Raw genomic sequence first — 23925 nt, forward strand, 5'->3', positions numbered from 1 at the left:
TAGTGAGCGAAAGCCTTCAGCTTTCCAAGCCATCCTTAAGGCGCACGTAAGTCTCGTATGCAATCCGTGCCTTGGGGTCCAAACCTTCCAGTTGCAGCGCGCTTTCGCGCTGTACAATCAGCAGCGCATACGGCTTGGAAAGCGCGCTGGCCTCTTCGCAGAGTTTGAGTTCGTCGCCGCTCGACGGCGAGCGGGCGCGCCAGAAATTGATCGCGGCTTCTAGGTCGTTGATCGAAATATCGGACATGTTTGGATTTAATCGTTCGCTGGCCGCCATGCTTGATGTCAGGTGTTGCGGCGCCCCTGTGGAAACGGCGTCGTGCTGTCCGCGTGCCTGAACCGCCAACCCATTGTACTTGAGCGAACTTCATGCGACTCCTTCTGATTGAAGACGACCGCCCCATCGCACGCGGTATCCAGAGCAGCCTCGAGCAGGCTGGCTTCACCGTCGACATGGTGCATGACGGCATCTTTGCCGAACAGGCGCTGGCACAGAACCGCCACGAACTCGTGATCCTCGACCTCGGCCTGCCGGGCATCGACGGGATGACGCTGCTCACGCGCTTCCGCCAGACCAACCGCCACACGCCCGTCATCGTGCTGACCGCACGCGACGAGCTGAACGACCGGATCCAGGGCCTGAACTCCGGCGCCGACGACTACATGCTCAAGCCGTTCGAGCCGGCCGAGCTCGAAGCGCGCATCCGCGCGGTGATGCGCCGCAGCGGCCCGCACAGCGACATGCCGCGTCCGGAAGTGTCGCTCGGCGGCGTCCGCCTGTCGGGCGTCGACCGCCGCATCTTCAACGACGACAAGCCGCTCGAACTGTCGCCGCGTGAATTCGCGGTGCTCGAGATGCTGCTGCTGCGCCACGGCCGCGTCGTCAGCAAGGCCCAGCTGCAGGATCACCTCACGCACTTCGGCGGCGATCTCGGCGACACCGCGATCGAAGTCTACGTGCACCGCGTGCGCAAGAAACTCGAGCAGTGCCGTGTCGAAATCGTCACGGTGCGCGGCTTCGGCTACCTGCTGCAGGAAATCCGCCAGACGGCGAGCGTCTGAGCGGCACCGCACGCCGGGCGGCCACGTGCCGCCCGTGTGTGCACGCTGCTCCGCGTCGCCGCCCGGCGCAAGACCGCGCCGCTCCCCGTGAGCGGCGCTTATCCATTTGCCCGTCGAAATGTCTCCTGATCCGGCTGTGACCACCAGCCTGCGCCGCTCGCTGCTCCGGCGCCTCGCCGCCCCGCTGTCGATGCTCGCGCTGATGAGCGGCCTGATCGCCTACTGGCTCGCGTGGCAGTACACGCAGCACGTGATCGACCGCTCGCTCGCCGATCTCGCGACCGCCATCTCCAAACAGATCCAGATCGCCGGCCCCGACGCGCCGTTCACGGTGCCGCCGCTCGCACAGGCGATGTTCTCCGATCCCGCCGAAGCGCTGATCTACCGGATCAGCGACGGCGAACAGGAACTCGCCGGCGATCCGAAGCTGCCGCTGCAGGGCATCAACGTGCGCCGCATGCATCACGCGTACGTGTTCGAGGCTGAATACGACAACCGCGCGGTGCGGGTTGCGCAGGTGCGCGTCGACGACGTCGACGGCGGCAAGCCGATGGTCGTCGAGGTCGCGCAGCCGGTGCGGCACCGCTACCGGATCGCGGCCGAATTCCTCGTCGCGATCATGATGCCGCTGCTGCTGCTGCTGCTCGCGGGCTGGGGCATCGTGTGGCGCGTCGTGAACCAGCAGCTCGGCCCGCTCACGCACCTGGCCGATTCGCTGAACCGGCAGACCCACACGTCGCTGGAACCGGTCGACGAAACCGAGGTGCCGCTGGAAATCCGGCCACTGACGAGCGCGATGAACGCGCTGCTCGGCCGCCTGAAGACTGCCCTCGACGCGCAGCGCAAGTTCATCGCCGATGCCGCGCACCAGTTGCGCACGCCGCTCACGGCCGTGAAGCTGCATGCGGAGCAAGCGGCCGTTGCGCGCGACCCGCACCAGACCTTCGCCGCGGTGCGCGAACTGCGCGCGGCCGCCGACCGCGCGGTGCGGCTGTCCAACCAGTTGCTGTCGCTCGCCCGCGCGGAACCGGGCGAACAGGCCGCGCGGTTCGTCGACGTCGACCTCGCGGCGATGGCGTTCGAGACGGGCGCCGAATGGGTGCCGCGCGCCCTCGCGTCGCACGTCGACCTCGGCTTCCAGCGCACCGACGATCCCGGTGACGACGAGAAGCTGGTCGTGCGCGGCAACCCCGTGCTGCTGCGCGAGGTGATCGCGAACCTGCTCGACAATGCGCTGAAGTACGTGCCGCTCGCACGGCCGAATGGCGCGCGGATCACGGTGAACGTCGCGCGCGGCGCGCTCGAGGACGGCCAGCCGGCCGCCGAGATCGTCGTCGAGGACAACGGCCCCGGCGTGCCCGCCAACCAGCAGGCCGACCTGTTCAAGCGCTTCTTCCGCGGTGACGCGCAAAGCGGCAACGGCGTCGAGACGGGCGCCGGGCTCGGCCTCGCGATCGTGCACGACATCATCGCGATACACGGCGGCACCGTCTCGTACGAGGATGCATCGGAAGGCGGTTCGCGCTTCGTCGTGAGAGTGCCGCTGGTCGCGCGCACCGAGAAGCCGGCCAGCGAAACACCGGCCGCCGCGTCGACGCACTGAGGGATGGAGGGACTCACGGCGGGCGGCCGCTGATCGGGCCGCGCGCCGGATGAGGAAGGCGGACAGCACGGCTGCACGATGCGGCAGCCGTCTGCTGAAACGACAGCGGCAGCGCACGATGCGCCGCCGCCTGCGTTACTTCTTGCTTTTCTTGTCCTTCGACCGGGACTCGGACTTGCCGTCCTTCTTGTCCTTCTTCTTTTTCTTCTTCCCGCCCTCGTCGGTCGTCGCGAGCAGCGTGCCGCGGCACGACGCCGCGCCGCAATGGCACGCGTATTCGCGCTTGAGCGTCTTCGTCAGCTTCGCATCGATCACGAGGCCGTAGTCGTAGAACAGCTCCTCTTCCGCCCCGATGTCGCGCAGCGCGTGGATGTACACGCGGCCTTTGACTTCCTCGGCTTCGCAGTTCGGCGCGCACGAGTGGTTGATCCAGCGCGCGCTGTTACCGTCGATCTTGCCGTCGATCACCCCGCCTTCGTCGAGTGCGAAGTAGAACGTATGGTTCGGTTCGCTCGGGTCGTGCGGGTGGCGGCGCAGCGCTTCCTTCCACGAAATTCGTTCGCCCTTGTATTCCACTACGCGCTCGCCGGCCTTGATCGGCGCCACGGCGAACACGCCCTTGCCGTGTACTCCCGAGCGGCGCACCGCGATCCTGCGTGAACTCATCGAACGAATCCTTGTGAAGACGACTTGAATGGAGGCGGCCGCGGTCGCGGCCTGGCGTCGCGCAAAACGAAAACGCGGCACCGGTTGGTGCCGCGTCGGGGCATGCGGCGAATCACCCGCATCCTACACGTTCACGATTGCTTCGTTCAACATCACGCGCAATATTGCACGCGCGGCGCTCAACGCTGGCCGAATGCGATGTCGCCGAACAACGCCTTGTGCTCGCGCGGCTGCGAGCGCCAGTATTGCGGCGGCGCCGTCACCTGCGCGCCGAGCTCGGCCGCCGCATGCCACGGCCAGCGCGGGTCGTACAGGATCGCACGAGCCATCGCGACGAAATCGGCATCGCCGGCCTCGATGAGCCGGTTCGCATGCGCGGGCTCGTTGATCAGGCCGACGGCGATCGTCGGCATGCCGACCGCGCGCTTCACGGCCTGCGCGAACGGCACCTGGTAGCCGGCCGACAGCGGAATCTTCTGCAGCGGCGACACGCCGCCGGACGACACGTCGATCCAGTCGCAGCCGCGGCGCTTCAGTTCGTGCGCGAACGCGATCGTATCGTCGAGCTCCCAGCCGCCTTCGACCCAGTCGGTCGCGGACACGCGCACGCCGACCGGCCGGTCTTCCGGAAACGCCGCGCGCACGATCTCGAAGATCTCGAGCGGGAAACGCATGCGGTTTTCGAGCGAGCCGCCGTATTCGTCGGTGCGCTGGTTCGCGAGCGGCGACAGGAACTGGTGCAGCAGGTAGCCGTGTGCCGCGTGCACCTCGATCGCGTCGATGCCGAGCCGCGCGGCCCGCTTCGCCGAGGCCGCGAACGCTTCGCGGATCCGGTTCAGGCCCGCGGCATCGAGTGCGAGCGGCGGCGTCTCGCCATCCTTGTGCGGCACGGCCGACGGCGCATGCGGCAACCAGCCGCCGTCGGCGACCGACACGAGCTGACCGCCCTGCCACGGCACGTTGCTCGACGCCTTGCGCCCCGCATGCGACAACTGCATCGCGACGCGGACCGGCGAATGCTTGCGGATCGCGGCCAGCACCGGCTTCAGCGCGGCTTCGGTCACGTCGTCCCAGAGGCCGAGGTCGCCGTGCGTAATGCGCCCGTCGGGTTCCACGGCGGTCGCCTCGATGCAGAGCAGCCCCGCGCCCGACAGCGCGAGATGGCCGAGGTGAATCATGTGCCAGTCGGTCGCCTCGCCGCGTTCGGCCGAATACTGGCACATCGGGGAGATCACGATCCGGTTCGGAAGGGTCACGCCGCGCAGCGTGAACGGGGAAAACAGCGCAGTCATGGAGGCCGCTCGCCAGGAAAGGAAAGAGCGAACGAGCGTAGCACGCAGGCGGCAAGCGTGCAGATGGCGCACCCGGCAGTAAGCGGATGGTCAGGTACAGCCGGCGGCCGGTTGCCTGCAACGGAGAAAAGGCAGCGCATACGGCGATGCGCCGGCCTGCAACGGATGCGGGCCGGGCAACACCTTCGCGGCGAACGGCAGTGCCGCCGCCGGCGTCAGAGTCCGACGCTGTCGAGCCACTCCGCGAACATGCGGCGCGCGGCCGCCTCGAGCGCGGGGCCGTGCTGAGCGGTATCGGCACGCAACTGGCGCGCGTCGATGCCCGGTGTCGCCGCGATTTCGCCGGCATTCGAAATCAGCCACGGTTCGAAGCGGTCGGTGCGGATTTCCGGATGGCATTGCAGCGCCAGCACGTGCTGGCCCCATGCGAATGCCTGGTGACGGCAGGCCGGTGTCGACGCGAGATGCATCGCCCCGCCCGGCAGGTCGAACGTGTCGCCATGCCAGTGCAGCATCGACGTCGCCGCGCCATCGAGATGGCGCAGCGGCGATGCGCGGCCGGCGTCGGTGAGCGTCAGCGGCGCCCAGCCGAGTTCGTGCTGCGCAGCCGGATAGACACGTGCACCGAGCGCCCGGGCGATGAACTGCGCGCCGAGGCAGATCCCGAGGATCGGCAGCCCGGCGTCGATGCGCTTGCGCACGAGCGCCGCGAGCGGCGCGATCGTCGGATACTGCGCATCGTCGTACACGCTGAGCGGCCCGCCGAGCACGACGAGGAGCGACGGCTCGAGCACGTCGAGCACCTCGACTCGCGACGACCCGACGTCGACATAGCGCACCCGCCGACCCCGTTCGCCGAGCACCTGCTCGAAGCTCCCGAGATCCTCGAAATGCACGTGGCGGATCGCCACGACTTCAGCGTTCATCATCGGCCTCCCGGTCGATCGACGGACGTCAGCCTGCGAAAATCTTCCAGGTCTTCTTCTGCGTCGCCGCGTCGGCCTCTTCCTGCACCGAGCAGTCGAGACGCAGATCGCTGTCCGTCATCGAGATGTCGAGCGCCGCGCAGTGATGCACGGTCTTCTTCGACAGCTTGCCCGGCTGGAAGTGGGCGCACGTCACGCACATGCGCTGCGGCGGCGTCGCACCGGCCACCTGCAGTTCGCGCAGCGTCTTCAGCAGCGCGCGATACAGTGCGCCCTGCTCGTCCGCGCCGAGCTTGCCGACCGCTTTCGTCAGGAATTCAGGCCATTGCAGTGCCTTCTTCGCAGCCGTGCGGCCACGGGCCGACAGGCGCACGGCCAGCGCGCGACCGTCGTCGAGTGCACGGCGCTTCTCGACGAGACCCTTGGTCTCGAGCGTGCTCACCGCATCGCTCGTGGTCGCCGCGGTCAGCTGCGTCTCGCGCGCGATCTCGCCGAGCCGCATCGGGCCCTTGCGCTGCAGCAGCAGCACGAGAATCTCGCCCTGTGTCGGCGTGAGGCCTGCGCCTTCCGCCCAATCCCATGCCTGGCTTCGCATGGCCGTACTCAACCGCAGCAGGCTGTGGGTCACACGTCCCGAAGCCTGATTCCCGTAAACGCCTTCGCTCATAGTCTTTTCGCTTTGCCGCCGCCCGGTTTGCCGAGCGGCCGTAGTGTGGAGATCGAATGTCTATCTCAAAACAGACACGCTCTTGCGAGTGCATCAGCACGGCCGTCGCGAGGGCACACGCGGCGGTCGCGTTCGCGGCGACCGGTAAGACACTCGACGTTCCGGTGTCCGCAAAGCCGACATTCTAAGCGAGAGCGGAAAATCGCACAGCTAAGTTATCCCCTTCATTCTGTGGAAAATCGCTGGATAACCAAAATTTTTCGTTGTGCCTGCAATGCCGAACGCCCGCCGAACGGTGCGCAAGGGCATTTTCCTGTTCGGATCGGCCATCGGGCCGACCGCAATGATCCACCGGGTTATCCCGCGCACAGATCGTTGACTTTGCAGCGGAATATCAAGTTATCCACAGATTTTCAGGACAACCGGCAACGATTTCGGCCGCAATCGGGGCCGCCGATCGTTCAGTGAATCGCGACTCGGTCGACCCCGTAATCTGCAAAACATTTTTTCACTCGCGCCAACGTAAGCACTGCTGGCGGACCGTCTCATTGAGCGATTTTTCCTGTTTGAAAACGGTTCTCAACCACGATGCGTCGTTCACGCGCGCCTTGGCGAGCGCACCGATCTCGTCGAGTGCCGCGCGCGAGCCGAGTGCGGCCGCATGCGGCGCGATCCGGTCGAGCGTGTCGAGGATGTCCTCGGCGATCGTGCGGCGCTCACCCGTCTGAGGATTCACGCAGGTGCCCTCGAGCCCGAAGCGGCACGCCTCGAAACGGTTGAACGTGTAGACGAGGTAGTCGTCCTCGGACAGCTTCAGCGGCCGGTCGGTCAGCAGGTAGCGCGCGAGCGTCTGGATGTAGCAGGCGATCGCCGCCGCGCGGTCGACCGACAGCGGCGTGTCCATCACGCGCACCTCGATCGTCCCGTAGCCCGGCTTCGGGCGGATGTCCCAGTAGAAGTCCTTCATCGAGTTGACGACGCCGGTGTTCACCATCTTCGTGAAGTACTCCTCGAAGCTGTCCCAGGTCAGCACGAACGGCGCACGGCCCGACAGCGGGAACGCGAACACCGAATTCAGGCGTGCCGAGTGGAAGCCGGTGTCGACGTTCTGCACGAACGGCGACGACGCGGACAGCGCGATGAAGTGCGGAATGAAGCGCGACATCGAGTGCAGCAGGAACAGCGCGCTGTCGGGATCGGGGCAGCCGATGTGCACGTGCTGGCCGAACACGGTGAACTGCTTGGCGAGATAGCCGTACAGCTCGGAGATGTACTGGAAGCGCGGCGCATCGTAGATCTGCCGGTCGCTCCATTGCTGGAATGCATGCGTGCCGCCGCCGGCCAGCCCGACGTTGAGCTGGTCGGCCGCCTTCACGAGCACGTCGCGGATCGCGTGCAGCTCGCTCACCGCCTGCTCGTGCGAATGGCAGATGCCGGTCGACAGCTCGATCATGCTCTCGGTGATTTCCGGCGTGATGTTGCCCGGGAAGGTCTCGCCCTGGATCAGGCGCATCAGGTCGGACGCTGCTTTGGTCAGGTCGTAGTTGTGCGTGTTGACGACCTGGATCTCCAGTTCGACGCCGAACGTAAACGGCTCGGAATTGACGAAGGTTTCGAGTGCCATGGCAGGTTCCGGAATCAGTTGCTGTCGCTGCGTTCACCGACCGCCGACAGGCAGCGGTACACGATGAACGGGCTGACGAGCTGCAGGATCACGATCGTGCACATCACGATCGCGCGCAGGTGCGGGTCGAAATTCGGATAGAGCTGGTAGGTGTCGTCGACGAGCAGGTACGACAGCGCGGACATCGGCGTGAGCGCAATGCCGAGCGCGATGCCCTGCTTCATCCCGATGCCGCTCGGCTTCGCGAACGCGACGACGCCGGCCAGCTTCGCGACGAGCCGCGTGACGATCAGCACGATCGCGAGCAGCCCGCCGAGCGCGATGTCACCCCACGTGAACGACGTGAGCGTGAGCACGAACAGGATCACCGTCAGCAGCCAGCCGGCCGTGCCGAAGTGCTCGGGCCACAGTTGCGGGCGCGCTTCGAGGTTCTTCACGATGATGCCGGCAAGCAGCAGCGTAAGCAGCGTCGACAACTTCAGCGCCTGGGCGACGGCGATCGCGAGCATCACGAGCCCGAACAACGCGACGAACGAATGCTCGTCGCGCATCGTCGCGGTCATGTGGCGGAACAGGTAGTTGCACGAACGTGCGACCACATACGCAACGATGAACGAACCGGCGATCAGGTAGAGCGGCTGCAGGATCGTCGCAAACACGTTGCCGTACGCTTCCTGGTGGAGCCAGCTCGTCACGAGCTTGGTCAGCACGATCGCATAGACGCTGTTGAGCGCGGTCAATGTGATGAGGCGTTGCGACACCTGCCCTTCCGCACGCAGTTCGGTCTTCAGCTGGATCACCATCGACGGCGACGTCGCGATCGCGATCGCCGACAGCACGAGCGCAACCATCCCCGACACGCCGAGCGCGAGCATCACGAACAGCACCAGCACGAACGACAGCGTGGCTTCGGCAAGGCTCGATGCGATGAGCCACGGATTGCGCCGGATCCAGCGCAGGTCGAGGCGGCTGCCGAGCTCGAACAGCAACAGGCCGAGCGCGACGTCGATCAGCAACCGGGACGTTTCGTCGGTGCTGGCATCGATCACGCCGAATCCGAACGACCCGGCGATGAGACCGATCACCGCATAACCGGTGATGCGAGGCAGACGCCATGCGCGATAGCAAAGCTCGCCACACAGGCCGGCCGCGAACAACGCGAGCCCGGCCCAGAACACGGCATCCGGCGTGAGCGGCCAGTTGGGCAGGAATGAGAACGCCGACTTCATCGTGGTGACTTCTCCTTTGGAAGCGACCGCCAGCGACGCGGGGTCAAGCGTCAGAAATGGATGCGCGCCGGCTGGGTATCGCCCCGAATGTGATTGTTGTGTCGACGACGGCGGGACATGGGATCCGCCTTTTCCGCCACAGGGCGGAAAGTCGTTCAGGTTGCCGATCTGGATTGTCGGCCTGGTGTGTGAACGGACTGCGCAGTCTCGAAGATTCAGATTCGAAATCGTGCCGACCGTTCCATTGAAGCATGTCCGGCGCCTGGCCGGATGAACGCGAAGGAAACCGATTGTGCCACAGCTTTTTCGGTCTGGAACCCATTGAATCGACTCGCGGCGCTGTGCGGCACCGCAGGTCTTTGGTTTCAAAGGTTTACTTGTATATATACATAGTAGAAGTTAACAAAGGACGCACAGTTCTGTGGATAACTTCGGTTTACGTCGACAGATCAAGATGTTGCAGAGCCCATAACCCGTTGCACAGACTGTTCGTGCACAGAGGTTTGAGTTGAGCAACTTTTGGGCCGCTTCACAGCTGTGCCGAGTTGCCCAGTTTACGTCCACTGTGATTGCACACGAAGTGCGCGCGGATTCCGCGCGGTTATCCACAGTGCGGAGTGGATAACCTTGCGCGAAAAAGTCGGGAAACTGTGAGTGGTTCGGGTGAGCGATCAGCCGGCCCGGCCGACGCGGCGTGCGCGCAACGCGCGGATCAGGAAGCGTGCGGGGTCGACGGCATCGGCGAGTTCGCGTTCGAGCGGCCAGGGCTCGCCTTCGAGTTGCGAGGCGATCAGTTCGGCGCCGAGTGCAGCCCATACGAGGCCGCGCGAGCCGAAGCCGAATGCACCGTAGAGCCCGGGCAGGCGCGGCAGGTCGCGCGCCTGCGCACCGCTCAGCGCGCGTGCATTGGCGATGGCGCTGGCTTCGTCCGCGAGCGGGCCGAGCAGCGGCAGGCGGTCGCCGACGACCCAACGGAACGCGACGCGGCCGCGCAGTGTGTCGGGGTCCGGCAGGTCGCCGATCAGGCCCGGCAGCAGATGCCGCACGCGTTCGAGGTTTTCGAGGTGGCCGGCCGTGCGCATTGCGGGATCGACGTCGTCGGGTTCGAACGTCGCACCGATCAGCAGCGTGCCGTCGTCGAGCGGCACCGCGTAGCCGTCGCCGATCGTCGGGCACGGCAGCGGTGCTGTACTGCCCGGCGGCAACAACGTGAGCTGGCCGCGCACCGGTTGCAGCGCGACATGCTGCAGCCCGGCGAGGCGCGCGGCGTCGCCGGCATTCGCGAGCACGACGACGGGTGCTTCGGCCAGCGTGCCGCCCGCGTCGTCGAGTGCATGCCATGCGTCACCCCGCCGTTCGAGTTTTGCAACGCGGGTGGACGCGAGCAAGCGCACGCGTTCGCCGGCCGCCGCGTATTGAGCCGCGCAAAGGCCGGCTGGCCAGACAGCGCCGCCATGCGGAAACAGCAGGCCGCCCTGCGCGACCGACAGGTTCAGATGCGCGCGCGCGGCCTCGACGTCGAGCAGCGACACATAGTCGGACGGCGGGCCGAACGCATCGAATGCATCGCGCATCCGTTCGAAGTCGTCGGCCGATTCGGCGAGATGGATCATCCCGTTCGTACTGCGCGCGAATGCATGACCTGCGTTTTCGAGTGCGCGCCAGCGTGCGATCGCATGCAGGAAGCCACCGCGCGTGAGCCGGCTCGCGACGTTGTCGTCGCGTGTCATCAACGGATGGAATACACCGGCCGGATTGCCCGATGCGTCGCTCGCGATCCGGTCGTGCCGCTCGATCAGCGTGACTTCCCAGCCGCGCGCGGCCAGCCGCTCGACGACCGCGCAGCCCGCCAGGCCCGCACCGATCACGATCGCGCGGCGCGTCGCAACCGGCAGCGCGAGCGGCGGCTCGTGCCGGCGCGCGCGCCAGCGCGGCGCATATTCGCCGACGAGCAGATCGTCGACCTCGCGATACGTGAAACCCGATTTGCCGAGTGCGTGTTTCAACGCATCCGAACTCGCATGCACTGCAAACGTTGCGTGTTCGCCGGCGATTTTCGAGAGCGCACGGACCACGTCGGTCGATTGGAGATCCGCGTCGCTCGACGACGCGAGGCCGTCGAGACAGAACGCGTCGGCGCGCGCGACGAGCTTCCCCAGCAGGTCGATCGCCTCGCCGAACGCGAGCGTGAGCACCACGCGCCCTTCGTCGAATTCGAGCCGGTGCAGACCTGGCACAAGCATCGGCCACGCGTCGGCAAGTGCATCGACATCCGCCGATATGGTTGTGTCCGCAACGATATGAGAAGCTGCGCGGCGCAGGTCGTCGCGTGAAAACGGATGCGATTCGACTGCGACAAAATGCAGCCGCTCGCAGCGCGCGGGATCGTCACGCCACGCGGCCCAGGCCGCAAGGAAACTGCCGCCCGCGCCGAATCCGGTCGCCACGATCGTGAACGTGCGGCGGCCCTGCCAGCGTGCCGGCAGCCCGTTGCCGGCGACGAACACGCGATGCGCAAGCGCACCTGATGCGCCGCGATGGAGGTCGCCGAACTCGGGCGAGACGAGCGTGCCGTCGTCGCGAAGCGCGAGCGAGGCGGGAACAAGTCGGTCGGTCATGCGAAACAAAAAACGTGGCAGCCAAGCCTGGCAAGGGATTGCGCGGGGCCGTCCGACCGGTCGTTGGAAAAAGCCAACGGCGCGGCGCACGGGCGGACCGCGCTGCGTATCCTGTCCGGCTGGCGCTGGTCAAAAAACGGGCAGTCGATGATTCATTCGGCGAAATACCGATGAAAATCTTTGAAACCCTTGTCGTTATTGGGTTTGCGCTGCGCTATCATAGCAACGCCGTACCGCGGGGTGGCCACCGGCTAACCGGAGGGCGCGTCGCGCGGGCCAGGATTCGGCGCTGTGTCGTCGGAGTCTGACTCTCGACGGCACGGTTCGCGCACGTATAATCGGCGCGTTCGCGCTGTTCGTGTCAACCTAACCTGATAAAGGAACCTTAATGAACAAACAGGAACTGATCGACGCCGTCGCCGCCCAAACGGGCGCCAGCAAGGCTCAAACCGGCGAAACGCTGGACACGCTGCTCGAAGTCATCAAGAAGGCCGTGTCGAAGGGTGATGCGGTTCAGCTGATCGGCTTCGGCAGCTTCGGTTCGGGCAAGCGCGCAGCACGTACGGGCCGCAACCCGAAGACCGGCGAAACCATCAAGATCCCGGCAGCCAAGACGGTCAAGTTCACGGCTGGCAAGGCGTTCAAGGACGCCGTCAACAAGCGTTAAACCAGCGCCTGTTCCAAGAAAAACCCGCCTTTCGGCGGGTTTTTTTTTGGGCGCGCGCGGCATTTTCGCCACAGTCCACGCCCCTCTTGCAAGATTTAACGGTTGTTTTTACAACGCGTTACGCGTGCACGATCTGCGTGTCGCCGTGATCGTCGTCGTCGTGCGAATCGACATCCCATGCCGGGAACGGATCGTCGAACGCATGCCATCCCGCTGCGCCGAGTGCGAATTCCGCATCGGTCAGCAGGCACGCATCGAGCTTCTCGCGCCATGCCTCCGCGTCGAGCGCGATGCCGATCAGCACGAGTTCCTGCCGGCGATCGCCCACGCTGTGGTCGTCGAGATCGCCGTGCCATTCGGCGCGGATTTCACCGAGCAGCTCATCGTCGTCGGGCCATTCCGCGCGATCCTGCGCCGCCCACCAGAGACCTGCCGGGCCATGCCGGCATACGCCGCCCGCCTGCGACAGCGATCCCGCGATGTCGTTGCGCGTCGCGAGCCAGAAGAAGCCCTTGCTGCGCAGGACGCCTGGCCACTCCTGATGCAGCAGCGCCCAGAGTCGCGCCGGATGAAACGGCCGGCGCGCACGGTAAACAAAATTGCCGATGCCGAATTCGTCGGCTTCGCCGTGCACGTGCGCATGATGTTCATCATGGCAGTCCGGGTCGTCGCAATGCGTGTGATCGTGATCGAGCGACGCGAGCCAGCCCGGTGCGTTCGCGGCCTCGTCGAAATCGAAGCGGCCCGTGTTCAGCACTTCGTCGAGCGGCACGTTGCCGAACGTCGACACGACCTGGTGTGCGCGCGGATTGAGTCGCGCAAGAATGTGCTGCAGGCGTGCGAGGTCGTCCGCGGCAACGAGATCGGCCTTGTTGATCACCAGCACGTCGCAGAACTCGATCTGCTCGATCAGCAGCTCGACGAGCGTGCGATCGTCCTCTTCCGATGCGGCGATGCCGCGCGTCGCGAGCGCGTCGTCCGAGCCGTAGTCGCGCAGGAAGTTGTACGCGTCGACCACGGTGACGAGCGTATCGAGCCGCGCGATTTTCGACAGCGACGTGCCGTCGTCGTCGACGAACGTGAAGGTTTCGGCGATCGGCATCGGCTCCGCGATGCCGGTCGATTCGATCATGATCGCGTCGAAGCGCCCTTCGGACGCGAGCGTGCGGATTTCGACGAGCAGGTCGTCACGCAGCGTGCAGCAGATGCAGCCGTTCGACATCTCGACGAGGCGTTCCTCGACGTGCGACAGCGCCTGCGCATCGCGCACGAGCGAGGCATCGATGTTGACCGCCGCGAGATCGTTGACGATCACGGCGACCTTCAGGCCCGCGCGGTTCGCGAGGATGTGATTGAGCAGCGTGGTCTTGCCGGCGCCGAGGAAGCCCGACAGCACGGTGACGGGCAACGGCTGGTTCATTGCCGGATTCATAGCGATATGCACCAACGGAAAAATTGAAAAAGCGGCCGCGACGCCCTTCCGGGGCGCGATCGTCCCGTGGACGGGCGAAACTGCGGCGTGAGCCCGCATTGTGCATCAAACGCGCGCCGGCCGGCCGGTACGGTGTCAGGCCGCGCTGCGGCGCCGCGTCATTGCACGGGCGGCAGCAGCTTCCACTGGGTCAGGATGCCGGCGATCTGCCGCGCGTACTTGTCGCGCAGCGACGGAGTTTCCGAATGATAGGCGCCGACCGCCTGCCACGTGTTGCCGTAGCGGTTCATCTTCTGCTTGAGATGCCACGCGGCGATGTACACGTTCTTGCACGGTTCCATCAGTGTGTCGCGGCCGATCCCGTAACGCGACAGCGTCGGCAGGTGGATCGAATTGATCTGCATCAGGCCGTAGTCGACCGAGCCGTTCGTGTTCTTGTTCAGCGCGCCGGGCCGGTTGCGCGATTCCTGCCACGCGATCGCGCGCAGGATCAGCGGATTGACCTGCTGATATTTAGCGGCTTCATCGAAACAGTCCGCGCGAGCGTTCGCGCTGGCGAAACATACGCCGGCGGCGATCAACGCGATCGAAACGAACCGTCTGTTCATGGTGCGAAATCGACAAGAAAATGCGTGAGGGTCGGGAAAACCCGTGCCTGTTATTCGTGCGACGAGAATCGTGCCGCCCGTATCATACCGACAGTCCGTCAGCTTGCGACATACAGGAATACGGCAGCGCGGTTATACCGCATTTCCGTGTCGGTTCATCGTGAAACGGGGGCGATGGCCGGCATGCCGAGAAGAGCATCGAATCTTACATATCGCATACGGTTCGCCGGATACATGTCGTATGTGAGACAGTCCTCGGATCAATGTGATATTTCGGACATGAAAAACTGCTAATGTCGCCTCTTTCGGACTTGGATCCCAGCACTACCGCCGGAAGTGGCCTGAGCCGGCATCGACCCATTCATCCATGACAAGAAATCGCTTCGTTATGCGGCGTGTCGCCACGACTCTGATCGTCGCCGGCATCATCGTCTCGCAGGCCGCCTACGCTCAGGTCACGCTCAACTTCGTGAATGCGGATATCGACCAGGTCGCCAAGGCGATCGGCGCCGCAACCGGCAAGACCATCATCGTCGACCCTCGCGTGAAGGGGCAGCTCAACCTCGTGGCCGAACGGCCGGTGCCGGAAGACCAGGCACTGAAGACGCTGCAGTCGGCGCTGCGCATGCAGGGCTTCGCACTCGTCCAGGATCACGGCGTGCTGAAGGTCGTGCCCGAGGCCGACGCGAAACTGCAGGGCGTGCCGACCTACGTCGGCAATGCACCGCAGGCGCGCGGCGACCAGGTGATCACGCAGGTGTTCGAGCTGCACAACGAATCGGCGAACAACCTGCTGCCCGTGCTGCGGCCGCTGATCTCGCCGAACAACACGGTCACCGCCTACCCGGCGAACAACACGATCGTCGTGACCGACTACGCGGACAACGTGCGGCGCATCGCGCAGATCATCGCGGGCGTCGACAGCGCCGCGGGCGCGCAGGTGCAGGTCGTGCCGCTGCGCAACGCGAACGCGATCGATCTCGCCGCGCAGTTGCAGAAAATGCTCGACCCGGGCGCGATCGGCAACAGCGACGCGACGCTGAAGGTGTCGGTCACGGCCGACCCGCGGACCAACTCGCTGATGCTGCGCGCATCGAGCGCGTCGCGCCTCGCGGCCGCGAAGCGGCTCGTGCAGCAGCTCGATGCACCGAGCGGCGTGCCGGGCAACATGCACGTCGTGCCGCTGCGCAACGCCGATGCGGTGAAGCTCGCGAAGACGCTGCGCGGGATGCTCGGCAAGGGCAGCGGCAGCGATAGCGGCTCGTCGGCGTCGTCCAACGATGCGAACAGCTTCAACCAGAACGGCGGCTCGTCGTCGAGCGGCAACTTCTCGACCGGTACGTCCGGCACTCCGCCGCTGCCGTCGGGCGGCCTCGGCGGTTCGTCGTCCTCGTCGTCGTACGGCGGCGGTTCGTCGTCCGGTGGCAGCCTCGGCAGCGGCGGCCTGCTCGGCGGCGACAAGGACAAGGGCGACGACAACCAGCCCGGCGGGATGATCCAGGCCGACGCGGCGACCAACTCGCTGATCATCACCGCGTCGGATCCGGTCTACCGGAACCTGCGCTCGGTGATTGACCAGCTCGACGCGCGGCGTGCGCAGGTCTATATCGAAGCGCTGATCGTCGAGCTGAACTCGACGTCGCAGGGCAACCTCGGCATCCAGTGGCAGGTGGCGAGCGGCCAGTTTCTCGGCGGCACGAATCTGAACCCCGGGCTGGGCCTGGGCAACAGCATCATCAACCTGACGGCGGGTGGCGTGACCAACGCCGCCGGCGGCATTACCGGCGGCGGGCTGGCCAACAATCTCGGGGCGCTGAGCCAGGGCCTCAACATCGGCTGGCTGCACAACATGTTCGGCGTGCAGGGGCTCGGCGCGCTGCTGCAGTATTTCGCGGGCGTGAGCGACGCGAACGTGCTGTCGACGCCGAACCTGATCACGCTCGACAACGAGGAAGCGAAGATCGTCGTTGGCCAGAACGTGCCGATCGCGACCGGTTCGTATTCGAACCTGACGAGCGGCAATACGAACAATGCGTTCAATACCTACGATCGTCGCGACGTCGGCCTGACGCTGCACGTGAAGCCGCAGATTACCGACGGCGGGATCCTCAAGCTGCAGCTCTACACCGAGGATTCGGCGGTCGTCGCGGGTACCACGAGCGCGCAGACCGGCCCGACCTTCACGAAGCGCTCGATCCAGTCGACGATCCTGGCCGACAACGGCGAGATCATCGTGCTGGGCGGCTTGATGCAGGATAACTACCAGGTGTCGAACAGCAAGGTGCCGCTGCTCGGCGACATCCCGTGGATCGGCCAGCTGTTTCGTTCCGAATCGAAGGTGCGCGCGAAAACCAACCTGATGGTGTTCCTGCGCCCGGTGATCATCTCCGATCGCAATACCGCGCAGGAAGTCACGTCCAACCGCTACGACTACATCCAGGGCGTGACGGGTGCGTACAAGTCGGACAACAACGTGATCCGCGACAAGGACGATCCGGTCGTCCCGCCGATGCCGATCGGCCCGAGCCAGGGCGGCACGGCCGCGGGTAACCTGTTCGACCTCGACAAGATGCGTCGCCAGCAGTTGCAGCGCCAGGTCGTGCCGGTGCCGGCCCAGCCGTTGCCGGAGGCAACGCCCGCGCAGCCGCAGGGCGTGCCGCAGCAGGCGGTGCCGCAACAGCCGCTGACGGCCACGCCGGGAGCGTCGCAGTGAGCGACGTGCTCGCGTCTCCCTCCCACGACGGCGCGCCGGGCGAACGGCAGCCGCCGTCGCCGCTCGCCGCGCGGTTGTTGCCGTACGGCTTCGCGAAGAGCGGCCAGGTGCTGATCGCGCATCAGCTCGACGACACGCTCGAGGTGTGGATCAGCGAACGCACGAGCGACGCCGCGCTCGCGGAGATCGCGCGCAACTTCGGCTCGATCTCCGTGCATCGCGTGCCGGCCGACGAGCTCGCGCAGGCGATCAACCATGCGTACGCACGCCAGGACGGCAGCGCCGCGCAGGTGGTCGGCGAGGTCGAAGGCGAAGTCGACCTGTCGCGGCTGATGCAGGACATCCCCGAAGTCGAGGATCTGCTCGAATCGGAAGACGATGCGCCGATCATCCGGATGATCAACGCGCTGCTCACGCAAGCGGCGCGCGAACAGGCATCGGACATCCACATCGAGCCGTTCGAGAACGCATCCGTCGTGCGCTTTCGCGTCGACGGCACGCTGCGCGACGTCGTGCGGCCGAAGAAGGCGCTGCACGGCGCGCTGATCTCGCGGATCAAGATCATGGCGCAGCTCGACATCGCAGAGAAGCGCCTGCCGCAGGACGGCCGCATCACGCTGCGCGTCGGCGGCCGGCCGGTCGACGTGCGCGTATCGACGCTGCCGACCGGGCACGGCGAGCGGGCGGTGCTGCGTCTGCTGGAAAAGGATGCGGCGCGCCTGAACCTCGAAGCGCTCGGGATGGGCCGCGACACGCTCGCGCAATTCGACAAGCTGATCGCGCGCCCGCACGGCATCGTGCTCGTCACGGGCCCGACGGGTTCGGGCAAGACGACCACGCTGTATGCGTCGATGTCGCGGCTCGAAACCGCGACGACCAACATCATGACCGTCGAGGACCCGATCGAGTACGACCTCGGCGGCATCGGCCAGACGCAGGTGAACGAGCGGATCGGGATGACCTTTGCCCGTGCGCTGCGCTCGATCCTGCGCCAGGATCCGGACGTGATCATGATCGGCGAAATCCGCGACCTCGAAACCGCGCAGATCGCGGTGCAGGCCTCGCTGACGGGCCACCTCGTGCTCGCGACGCTGCACACGAACGATGCGGCCTCGGCCGTCACGCGTCTGACCGACATGGGCGTCGAGCCCTATCTGCTCGCGTCGTCGCTGCTCGGCGTGCTCGCGCAGCGGCTGGTGCGGCAGCTCTGCCCCGTCTGCAAGGAAGAGCGCCAGGAAGAAGGCCGCACCGTGTGGCATCCGGTCGGCTGCGACAAGTGCGGGCATTCGGGTTATTCGGGCCGTCGCGGTGTGTATGAACTGCTGCTGGTCGACGAGTCGATCCGCTCGCTGATCCACCGCAATGCGGCCGACGCGGAGATTCTCGCCGCCGGCCGTGCGGAAGGGATGCGCACGTTGCGCGACGATGCCGAGCGCTGGCTCGCGTCGGGCGCGACGTCGCTCGAGGAAGTGCTGCGCGTGACGGGAGGCGCATAGCGCGATGCCGGCATTCCGTTTCGAAGCAATCGATTCGGCGGGACGCGCGCAGAAAGGCGTCATCGATGCCGACAGCGCACGTGCCGCGCGCGGCCAGCTGCGTACGCAGGGGCTGACGCCGCTCGTCGTCGAGCCGGCCGCCAGCGCGACGCGCGGGGCGCGGTCGCAGCGGCTCGCGTTCGGCCGCAAGCTGTCGCAGCGCGAACAGGCGATCCTCACGCGCCAGCTCGCGAGCCTGCTGATCGCCGGGCTGCCGCTCGACGAGGCGCTCGGCGTGCTGACCGAGCAGGCCGAGCGCGACTACATCCGCGAACTGATGGCCGCGATCCGCGCCGAGGTGCTCGGCGGCCATTCGCTCGCGAATGCGCTGGGCCAGCATCCGCGCGACTTCCCGGAAATCTACCGCGCGCTCGTCGCGGCGGGCGAGCACACCGGCAAGCTCGGCATCGTGCTGTCGCGCCTGGCCGACTACATCGAGCAGAGCAACGCGCTGAAGCAGAAGATCCTGCTGGCGTTCACGTATCCGGGGATCGTCACGCTGATCGCATTCGGCATCGTCACGTTCCTGCTGAGCTACGTCGTGCCGCAGGTCGTCAACGTGTTCGCGAGCACGAAGCAGCAACTGCCCGTGCTGACGATCGTGATGATGGCGCTGTCGGATTTCGTGCGGCACTGGTGGTGGGCGATCCTGATCGCGGTCGTGCTGATCGTGTGGTTCGTGAAGGCGACGCTGTCGCGCGACGGGCCGCGCCTCGCATTCGACCGCTGGGTGTTGACCGCACCGCTCGCGGGCAAGCTCGTGCGCGGCTACAACACGGTGCGCTTCGCGAGCACGCTCGGCATCCTCACCGCGGCGGGCGTGCCCATCCTGCGCGCGTTGCAGGCGGCCGGCGAGACGCTGTCGAACCGTGCGATGCGCGCGAACATCGACGACGCGATCGTGCGGGTGCGCGAAGGCTCCGCGCTGTCGCGCGCGCTGAACAACGTGAAGACATTTCCGCCGGTGCTCGTGCACCTGATCCGTTCCGGTGAAGCGACGGGCGACGTGACGACGATGCTGGATCGCGCCGCCGAAGGTGAAGCGCGAGAACTCGAGCGTCGCACGATGTTCCTGACGAGCCTGCTCGAGCCGCTGCTGATCCTGGCGATGGGGGGCATCGTGCTCGTGATCGTGCTGGCCGTGATGCTGCCGATCATCGAGCTGAACAACATGGTGCAGTGACGGCCTGACCGTTGGTCGGGCCGTCGCCTTCGGCTTCAGCGCACGTAGATCGCCGGGGACGGCGTGTTGGCGGGCAGCTGGACTTCGGTGCGGGCGCCATTGCGCTCGACGATGATCGAGCGGGGGCGGACTTCGGCGAGCTTCGCGCCGGACGTGACGTCCGCGCCGAGCGACACGGCGCGCGGCGGTTCGCCACCGATACCGACGATCGCGGCACCGCCGTGGTCGAGCGCGAGGATGCCGAACAGGTGGATGTCCTGCACGGGATTCTTGTCGAGCTGACCGCCGAAGAGCGCCGCGGCGTCCTCGGTGCGGATTGGCAGCCGCGCGGCGGCGGCGGGCAGCGGCGCTTCGCGGGCGGACAGCGTGACGACCCAGTAGGTGGCCGTCGCGCACAAACCCGCGAAGAGGGCTAGGGAGAGGATCCGGATCGAGAGCGCGTTCATGCGCGCTATTGTACGGATGTATATGAAATTTGCGTTGGGTGAAAGCCCTCGGCAATGCGCGCCTTACAATGCGTGCTCCGCGCCCGCGGGTTCGGAAGGTTGCCGTCAGGCAATCGTCCGGTGCGCCGGGTGCGTCACTCAACCAACGACATTTTTTGGAAAGAGGTAGTCAGTCATGCAAACGTGGATCACTCGCCGCAACGCGGCCGTGCGTCGTCAGCGCGGTTTCACGCTGATCGAGATCATGGTGGTGGTCGCGATCCTCGGGATCCTGGCGGCGCTGATCGTGCCGAAGATCATGAGCCGCCCCGACGAGGCACGCCGCATCGCCGCCAAGCAGGACATCGGCACGATCATGCAGGCGCTCAAGCTGTACCGTCTCGACAACGGCCGCTACCCGACCCAGGATCAGGGCCTGAACGCGCTGATCCAGAAGCCGTCCACCGATCCGATCCCGAACAACTGGAAGGACGGCGGCTATCTCGAGCGCCTGCCGAACGATCCGTGGGGTAACGGCTACAAGTACCTGAACCCGGGCGTACACGGCGAGATCGACGTGTTCAGCTACGGCGCCGACGGCAAGGAAGGCGGCGAAGGCAACGATTCCGACATCGGATCGTGGCAATAAGCCTTTACTGACCGGCCAGACGCATCGTTCCCGTTCTCCATGCTCGCCATTCGCACGACCTCCCGCTGCGGCCGCGATCGCCGTGTGCGTCGCGGCGCGGCTTCGTCCGCGCCGGCGCATGCCGACGGCGGGCGGGCGTTGCACTGCGCGCGGCGTCATCGCGCGCGCGGCTTCACGCTGCTCGAAATGCTGGTCGTGCTCGTGATCGCGGGGCTGCTCGTGTCGCTCGCGTCCTTGTCGCTCACGCGCAATCCGCGCACCGACCTGCGCGAGGAAGCGCAGCGCATCGCGCTGCTGTTCGAGACGGCCGGCGACGAAGCGCAGGTGCGGGCCCGGCCGATCGCGTGGCAGCCGACCGCGCACGGCTTCCGTTTCGACGTGAGCTCGTCCGACGGCTGGCGCACGCTGCGCGACGACCTGCTGCGCCCGCGTGACTGGGACGGCGGCGTCACCGGCGCCGATATCGACTATCCGGGGTCCGATACGCATGCGAATCGCGTCGTGTTCGGCACCGAGAGCATCGACACGCCGGTGCGCGTGACGCTGCATTCGGCGGCCGGCAGCGCGACGATCGTCGGCACCGGCAACGGCCGCTACGAGGTGCAATGACGATGCGTCGTCGCCTGCCCTCTTCCGTTTCTTCATCGCGCGGTTTCACGATGATCGAGGTGCTGGTCGCACTCGCGATCATCGCGGTTGCGCTCGCCGCGTCGATCCGTGCGGTCGGCACGATGGCGAACAACGCGTCCGATCTTCATCGCCGGCTGCTCGCCGGCTGGAGCGCCGACAACGCGCTTGCGCAGATGCGGCTCACGCACGCGTGGCCGGAGATCGGCGAACAGAGTTTCGATTGCTCGCAAGGCAACGTGCAGCTGGTCTGCACGCAGCGCGTGAGCACCACGCCCAACCCGGTGTTCCGGCGCGTGCGGATTTCGGTGAGCATGCCCGGGCACACCGGCGTGCTTGCGCAGATGGTGACGGTGGTCGCGAATGAAACCAGCCGTCCGCTCTGACGCGCCGATGCGACGCCCGCTCGCCCGCCCCGCCCGCGGCTTCACGCTGATCGAGCTGATGATCGCGATCGCGATCCTCGCGGTGGTCGCGATCCTCGCGTGGCGCGGGCTCGACCAGATCATGCGCGGTCGCGACAAGGTCGCGGCCGCGATGGAAGACGAGCGCGTGTTCGCGCAGATGTTCGACCAGATGCGCATCGATGCGCGGCTCGCCGCGACCGACGACGAGGCCGGCCAGCCGGCGATCGGCGTCGCCGGCAATACGCTGCAGATTGTCCGCGAACTCGAGGTGCCGGGCGTTGCGCCGCGGCTGCAGGTGGTGCGCTACCGGATCGCCGGCGGGCGCGTGGTGCGCTACGCATCGCCGCCGATCGACGACGCACACCGGCTGCGCAGCATGCTGAAGGACAGCAGCGTCGAAGGCTGGAGCTGGGTCGCGCTGATGGGTGGCGTCGGCGCGATCGACGCGAAGCTGTACGTGCCGCGCGTGGGCTGGACCACCAACCTGCAGACGGCCGACGAAGCGCTCGCGCAGAACAACGATGCACTCAAGGTGCCGCAGATCGGCAACGCGCCGCCCGCTCGCGCGGTGACGGGCCTGCAGGTCAGCATCGGCGCAACGTCGCTGCGCGTGCCGGTCACGCGCATCTTCCTCGTCGGGGAATGACGATGCGCGCGCGCCCTCACCGCTCATTGCTTGTTGCTCGTGCTGGCGGTCGCGCACGGGCACGCGGCCGCCAGCGCGGCGCGGCGATCATCACGGCGCTGCTGGTCGTCGCGCTGTCGGCGATCCTCGTGTCGGGGATGCTGTGGCGCCAGCAGGTGCAGATCCGCCGCATCGAGAACCAGCGCGTGATCGCGCAGGCGCAGTGGGTCGCGCGCGGTGCGCTCGACTGGACGCGGATGATCCTGCGCTCCGAAGGCGATACGGCGCCCGGCATCACGTATCTCGGCGGGATCTGGGGCGTACCGATCGCGAAGACGAAACTGTCGGACTTCCTCGGCCGGATCGGCGCGCCCAACGACAACGGCGGCGAAGACACCTATATCTCCGGCTCGATCGAAGACGCACAGGCGAAGTTCAACCTGCGCAACCTCGTGGCGTCGCCGGCGCCCGGCGTGCTGCAGTTGAACGTCACACAGGTCCAGGCGTTCCAGCGCCTGCTGACGACGCTCGGCTACGACGGCGCGTTCGCGAAGCGCATCGCGCTGCAGGTGCGCGCGAGCCTGCTGAATTCGGCGACGCGTTTCCAGATGCCGACGCTGCCGGGTGGCGGCACGGCGCCGCCGATCACTGCGCCGGTGACGACCGATCAGCAAGGCGGCGGCCTCACCGACGATCCCGGCATGACGGGCGGCGACCGCGGGCCGGCGCCGCTGATGATGACGGGCGTCGACAGCCTGCTCGACGTCGACGGCGTGACGCCCGAGATGGTCGCGCGGCTGCGCCCGTTCGTCACCGTGCTGCCGACCACGACACCCGTGAACATGAACACGGCGCCGGCCGAGGTGATCGCGGCGCTGATGCCGGGAATGAGCGTGTCGTCCGCGCAGGCGCTCGTGTCGCGCCGCGAGACCGTGTTTTTCCGCAACGTCGGCGACGTGCAGCTCGCGCTGCGCGGCGCCGGTGCGCCGAACGTGACGCTCGACTCGAGCGTCATCGACGTCAATTCGAGCTATTTCATCGTGCATGGCCGGATCCAGCACGACCGCGCGGAGGTCGATCGCACTTCGCTCGTGTATCGTGATCCGACCACGCATTCGACACGGGTCGTGCGCATCCGCGACCAGCTATAACGACGCCAATCGGGAGAGGAGCTCTTGTGAGCACGTTGATTGTTTCTTTGCCGCCGCGCGAGCCTGCCGTGCCGTTGCAGGAATGGCAGTGGCCCGAGCTGCCGTTCACGCTCGTCGACAAGGCCGGCCATGTGCAGCGCGCCGGCCGTGCGGCGCTCGCGCTGCTGCCGCGCGCGAACGCGACGGTGCTGATCGTCGCCGCGCGCGACGTGCTGC

Annotated in this window: 22 protein-coding genes and 1 pseudogene; 12 read left to right on the plus strand and 11 right to left on the minus strand. The window is 66.4% G+C overall.

Features of this window, described 5'->3' with window-relative positions; all coding sequences use genetic code 11:
* Positions 1-16: 16 nt before the first annotated feature.
* Positions 17-247 (minus strand): DUF3717 domain-containing protein, encoded by a 231-nt coding sequence (locus G3O00_RS07170; RefSeq protein ID WP_041492710.1) that lies wholly within the window; start codon positions 245-247, stop codon positions 17-19.
* A 122-nt stretch (positions 248-369) separates the two neighbouring features.
* On the opposite strand from G3O00_RS07170, the gene G3O00_RS07175 reads away from it, so the two are divergent.
* A complete protein-coding gene (locus tag G3O00_RS07175; protein WP_006401494.1) occupies positions 370-1062 on the plus strand; it encodes a response regulator transcription factor in 693 nt (230 codons plus the stop codon).
* Positions 1063-1180: 118 nt separating this feature from the next.
* Positions 1181-2665 carry a sensor histidine kinase gene (locus tag G3O00_RS07180; protein WP_206142566.1) on the plus strand — a complete coding sequence of 495 codons (1485 nt, stop codon included), beginning with the start codon at positions 1181-1183 and terminating at the stop codon, positions 2663-2665.
* 135 nt (positions 2666-2800) lie between these two features.
* Here G3O00_RS07180 and G3O00_RS07185 read toward each other — a convergent pair whose 3' ends face one another.
* The 7 genes from G3O00_RS07185 to mnmC form a co-directional block, all read right to left on the minus strand.
* Positions 2801-3331, minus strand: a complete 531-nt coding sequence (locus tag G3O00_RS07185) for an SET domain-containing protein-lysine N-methyltransferase (protein WP_174935475.1) — start codon at positions 3329-3331, stop codon at positions 2801-2803.
* Positions 3332-3510: 179 nt separating this feature from the next.
* A complete protein-coding gene (locus G3O00_RS07190; RefSeq protein WP_174935473.1) occupies positions 3511-4623 on the minus strand; it encodes an NADH:flavin oxidoreductase/NADH oxidase in 1113 nt (370 codons plus the stop codon).
* 215 nt (positions 4624-4838) lie between these two features.
* The gene (locus G3O00_RS07195) at positions 4839-5549 is read right to left on the minus strand and encodes a glutamine amidotransferase (protein WP_174940260.1); all 711 of its coding nucleotides are present in this window, start codon (positions 5547-5549) and stop codon (positions 4839-4841) included.
* 28 nt (positions 5550-5577) lie between these two features.
* Positions 5578-6216, minus strand: coding sequence for a MarR family winged helix-turn-helix transcriptional regulator (locus tag G3O00_RS07200; RefSeq protein ID WP_011350493.1), 639 nt, complete (start codon positions 6214-6216; stop codon positions 5578-5580).
* A 508-nt stretch (positions 6217-6724) separates the two neighbouring features.
* Positions 6725-7840, minus strand: a complete 1116-nt coding sequence (locus G3O00_RS07205) for a YbdK family carboxylate-amine ligase (RefSeq protein WP_006490006.1) — start codon at positions 7838-7840, stop codon at positions 6725-6727.
* 14 nt (positions 7841-7854) lie between these two features.
* Positions 7855-9069 (minus strand): cation:proton antiporter, encoded by a 1215-nt coding sequence (locus tag G3O00_RS07210; RefSeq protein ID WP_011350491.1) that lies wholly within the window; start codon positions 9067-9069, stop codon positions 7855-7857.
* A 671-nt stretch (positions 9070-9740) separates the two neighbouring features.
* Positions 9741-11687, minus strand: a complete 1947-nt coding sequence (gene mnmC, locus G3O00_RS07215; protein ID WP_206142567.1) for a bifunctional tRNA (5-methylaminomethyl-2-thiouridine)(34)-methyltransferase MnmD/FAD-dependent 5-carboxymethylaminomethyl-2-thiouridine(34) oxidoreductase MnmC — start codon at positions 11685-11687, stop codon at positions 9741-9743.
* A gap of 388 nt (positions 11688-12075) precedes the next feature.
* Between mnmC and G3O00_RS07220 the strand changes: the two genes are divergently transcribed.
* Complete coding sequence (locus tag G3O00_RS07220; protein WP_006401505.1) at positions 12076-12354, plus strand: HU family DNA-binding protein; 279 nt, start codon at positions 12076-12078, stop codon at positions 12352-12354.
* Positions 12355-12472: 118 nt separating this feature from the next.
* On the opposite strand, the gene G3O00_RS07225 is transcribed toward G3O00_RS07220, so the two are convergent.
* On the minus strand, positions 12473-13786 hold the full coding sequence (locus G3O00_RS07225; RefSeq protein ID WP_206142568.1) for a GTP-binding protein: 1314 nt from the start codon (positions 13784-13786) through the stop codon (positions 12473-12475).
* Between the two features lie 158 nt (positions 13787-13944).
* Positions 13945-14394 (minus strand): lytic transglycosylase domain-containing protein, encoded by a 450-nt coding sequence (locus G3O00_RS07230; RefSeq protein WP_174935465.1) that lies wholly within the window; start codon positions 14392-14394, stop codon positions 13945-13947.
* Positions 14395-14761: 367 nt separating this feature from the next.
* On the opposite strand from G3O00_RS07230, the gene gspD reads away from it, so the two are divergent.
* Genes gspD through gspF form a run of 3 tightly spaced genes read left to right on the plus strand, consistent with a single transcriptional unit; the run spans position 14762 to position 19825 of the window.
* Positions 14762-17107, plus strand: coding sequence for a type II secretion system secretin GspD (gspD, locus tag G3O00_RS07235; RefSeq protein ID WP_206142569.1), 2346 nt, complete (start codon positions 14762-14764; stop codon positions 17105-17107).
* Complete coding sequence (gene gspE, locus G3O00_RS07240) at positions 17104-18603, plus strand: type II secretion system ATPase GspE (RefSeq protein ID WP_011350486.1); 1500 nt, start codon at positions 17104-17106, stop codon at positions 18601-18603. Before gspD ends, gspE begins: the two co-directional genes overlap by 4 nt.
* A gap of 4 nt (positions 18604-18607) precedes the next feature.
* A complete protein-coding gene (gene gspF / locus G3O00_RS07245; protein ID WP_011350485.1) occupies positions 18608-19825 on the plus strand; it encodes a type II secretion system inner membrane protein GspF in 1218 nt (405 codons plus the stop codon).
* A gap of 35 nt (positions 19826-19860) precedes the next feature.
* Here gspF and G3O00_RS07250 read toward each other — a convergent pair whose 3' ends face one another.
* On the minus strand, positions 19861-20271 hold the full coding sequence (locus G3O00_RS07250) for a general secretion pathway protein GspC (protein WP_085041256.1): 411 nt from the start codon (positions 20269-20271) through the stop codon (positions 19861-19863).
* A gap of 175 nt (positions 20272-20446) precedes the next feature.
* Here G3O00_RS07250 and gspG point away from each other — a divergent pair, with 175 nt between their 5' ends.
* The 6 genes and pseudogenes from gspG to G3O00_RS07280 all read left to right on the plus strand — a co-directional run.
* Complete coding sequence (gene gspG, locus G3O00_RS07255) at positions 20447-20899, plus strand: type II secretion system major pseudopilin GspG (RefSeq protein WP_174935461.1); 453 nt, start codon at positions 20447-20449, stop codon at positions 20897-20899.
* 39 nt (positions 20900-20938) lie between these two features.
* On the plus strand, positions 20939-21508 hold the full coding sequence (locus G3O00_RS07260) for a GspH/FimT family pseudopilin (RefSeq protein WP_011350482.1): 570 nt from the start codon (positions 20939-20941) through the stop codon (positions 21506-21508).
* Between the two features lie 2 nt (positions 21509-21510).
* Complete coding sequence (gene gspI, locus G3O00_RS07265) at positions 21511-21912, plus strand: type II secretion system minor pseudopilin GspI (RefSeq protein ID WP_011350481.1); 402 nt, start codon at positions 21511-21513, stop codon at positions 21910-21912.
* Positions 21890-22579 (plus strand): prepilin-type N-terminal cleavage/methylation domain-containing protein, encoded by a 690-nt coding sequence (locus G3O00_RS07270; protein WP_174935459.1) that lies wholly within the window; start codon positions 21890-21892, stop codon positions 22577-22579. The genes gspI and G3O00_RS07270 overlap by 23 nt, the downstream gene beginning before the upstream one ends.
* A 2-nt stretch (positions 22580-22581) precedes the next feature.
* Positions 22582-23709: a type II secretion system minor pseudopilin GspK gene (gene gspK / locus G3O00_RS07275; protein WP_206142570.1), complete on the plus strand. Its 1128-nt coding sequence runs from the start codon at positions 22582-22584 to the stop codon at positions 23707-23709.
* Positions 23710-23735: 26 nt separating this feature from the next.
* Positions 23736-23925 (plus strand): annotated as a pseudogene (locus G3O00_RS07280) (type II secretion system protein GspL); the annotation flags it as partial.

The organism is Burkholderia sp. Ac-20384, assembly GCF_017104605.1.
GTDB lineage: Bacteria > Pseudomonadota > Gammaproteobacteria > Burkholderiales > Burkholderiaceae > Burkholderia > Burkholderia lata.

Excerpts from the sequence above, each read along its gene's own strand:
- G3O00_RS07230 (WP_174935465.1), bottom strand. The coding sequence starts at position 14,394 with ATGAACAGACGGTTCGTTTCGATCGCGTTGATCGCCGCCGGCGTATGT.
- gspG (WP_174935461.1), top strand. The coding sequence starts at position 20,447 with ATGCAAACGTGGATCACTCGCCGCAACGCGGCCGTGCGTCGTCAGCGC.
- G3O00_RS07250 (WP_085041256.1), bottom strand. The coding sequence starts at position 20,271 with ATGAACGCGCTCTCGATCCGGATCCTCTCCCTAGCCCTCTTCGCGGGT.
- mnmC (WP_206142567.1), bottom strand. The coding sequence starts at position 11,687 with ATGACCGACCGACTTGTTCCCGCCTCGCTCGCGCTTCGCGACGACGGC.
- G3O00_RS07190 (WP_174935473.1), bottom strand. The coding sequence starts at position 4,623 with ATGACTGCGCTGTTTTCCCCGTTCACGCTGCGCGGCGTGACCCTTCCG.
- gspI (WP_011350481.1), top strand. The coding sequence starts at position 21,511 with ATGCGTCGTCGCCTGCCCTCTTCCGTTTCTTCATCGCGCGGTTTCACG.
- G3O00_RS07225 (WP_206142568.1), bottom strand. The coding sequence starts at position 13,786 with ATGAATCCGGCAATGAACCAGCCGTTGCCCGTCACCGTGCTGTCGGGC.
- G3O00_RS07175 (WP_006401494.1), top strand. The coding sequence starts at position 370 with ATGCGACTCCTTCTGATTGAAGACGACCGCCCCATCGCACGCGGTATC.
- G3O00_RS07180 (WP_206142566.1), top strand. The coding sequence starts at position 1,181 with ATGTCTCCTGATCCGGCTGTGACCACCAGCCTGCGCCGCTCGCTGCTC.
- gspK (WP_206142570.1), top strand. The coding sequence starts at position 22,582 with ATGCGCGCGCGCCCTCACCGCTCATTGCTTGTTGCTCGTGCTGGCGGT.
- G3O00_RS07210 (WP_011350491.1), bottom strand. The coding sequence starts at position 9,069 with ATGAAGTCGGCGTTCTCATTCCTGCCCAACTGGCCGCTCACGCCGGAT.
- G3O00_RS07270 (WP_174935459.1), top strand. The coding sequence starts at position 21,890 with ATGAAACCAGCCGTCCGCTCTGACGCGCCGATGCGACGCCCGCTCGCC.
- G3O00_RS07200 (WP_011350493.1), bottom strand. The coding sequence starts at position 6,216 with ATGAGCGAAGGCGTTTACGGGAATCAGGCTTCGGGACGTGTGACCCAC.
- G3O00_RS07260 (WP_011350482.1), top strand. The coding sequence starts at position 20,939 with ATGCTCGCCATTCGCACGACCTCCCGCTGCGGCCGCGATCGCCGTGTG.
- G3O00_RS07220 (WP_006401505.1), top strand. The coding sequence starts at position 12,076 with ATGAACAAACAGGAACTGATCGACGCCGTCGCCGCCCAAACGGGCGCC.
- G3O00_RS07195 (WP_174940260.1), bottom strand. The coding sequence starts at position 5,549 with ATGAACGCTGAAGTCGTGGCGATCCGCCACGTGCATTTCGAGGATCTC.
- G3O00_RS07205 (WP_006490006.1), bottom strand. The coding sequence starts at position 7,840 with ATGGCACTCGAAACCTTCGTCAATTCCGAGCCGTTTACGTTCGGCGTC.
- gspF (WP_011350485.1), top strand. The coding sequence starts at position 18,608 with ATGCCGGCATTCCGTTTCGAAGCAATCGATTCGGCGGGACGCGCGCAG.
- G3O00_RS07170 (WP_041492710.1), bottom strand. The coding sequence starts at position 247 with ATGTCCGATATTTCGATCAACGACCTAGAAGCCGCGATCAATTTCTGG.
- G3O00_RS07185 (WP_174935475.1), bottom strand. The coding sequence starts at position 3,331 with ATGAGTTCACGCAGGATCGCGGTGCGCCGCTCGGGAGTACACGGCAAG.
- gspD (WP_206142569.1), top strand. The coding sequence starts at position 14,762 with ATGACAAGAAATCGCTTCGTTATGCGGCGTGTCGCCACGACTCTGATC.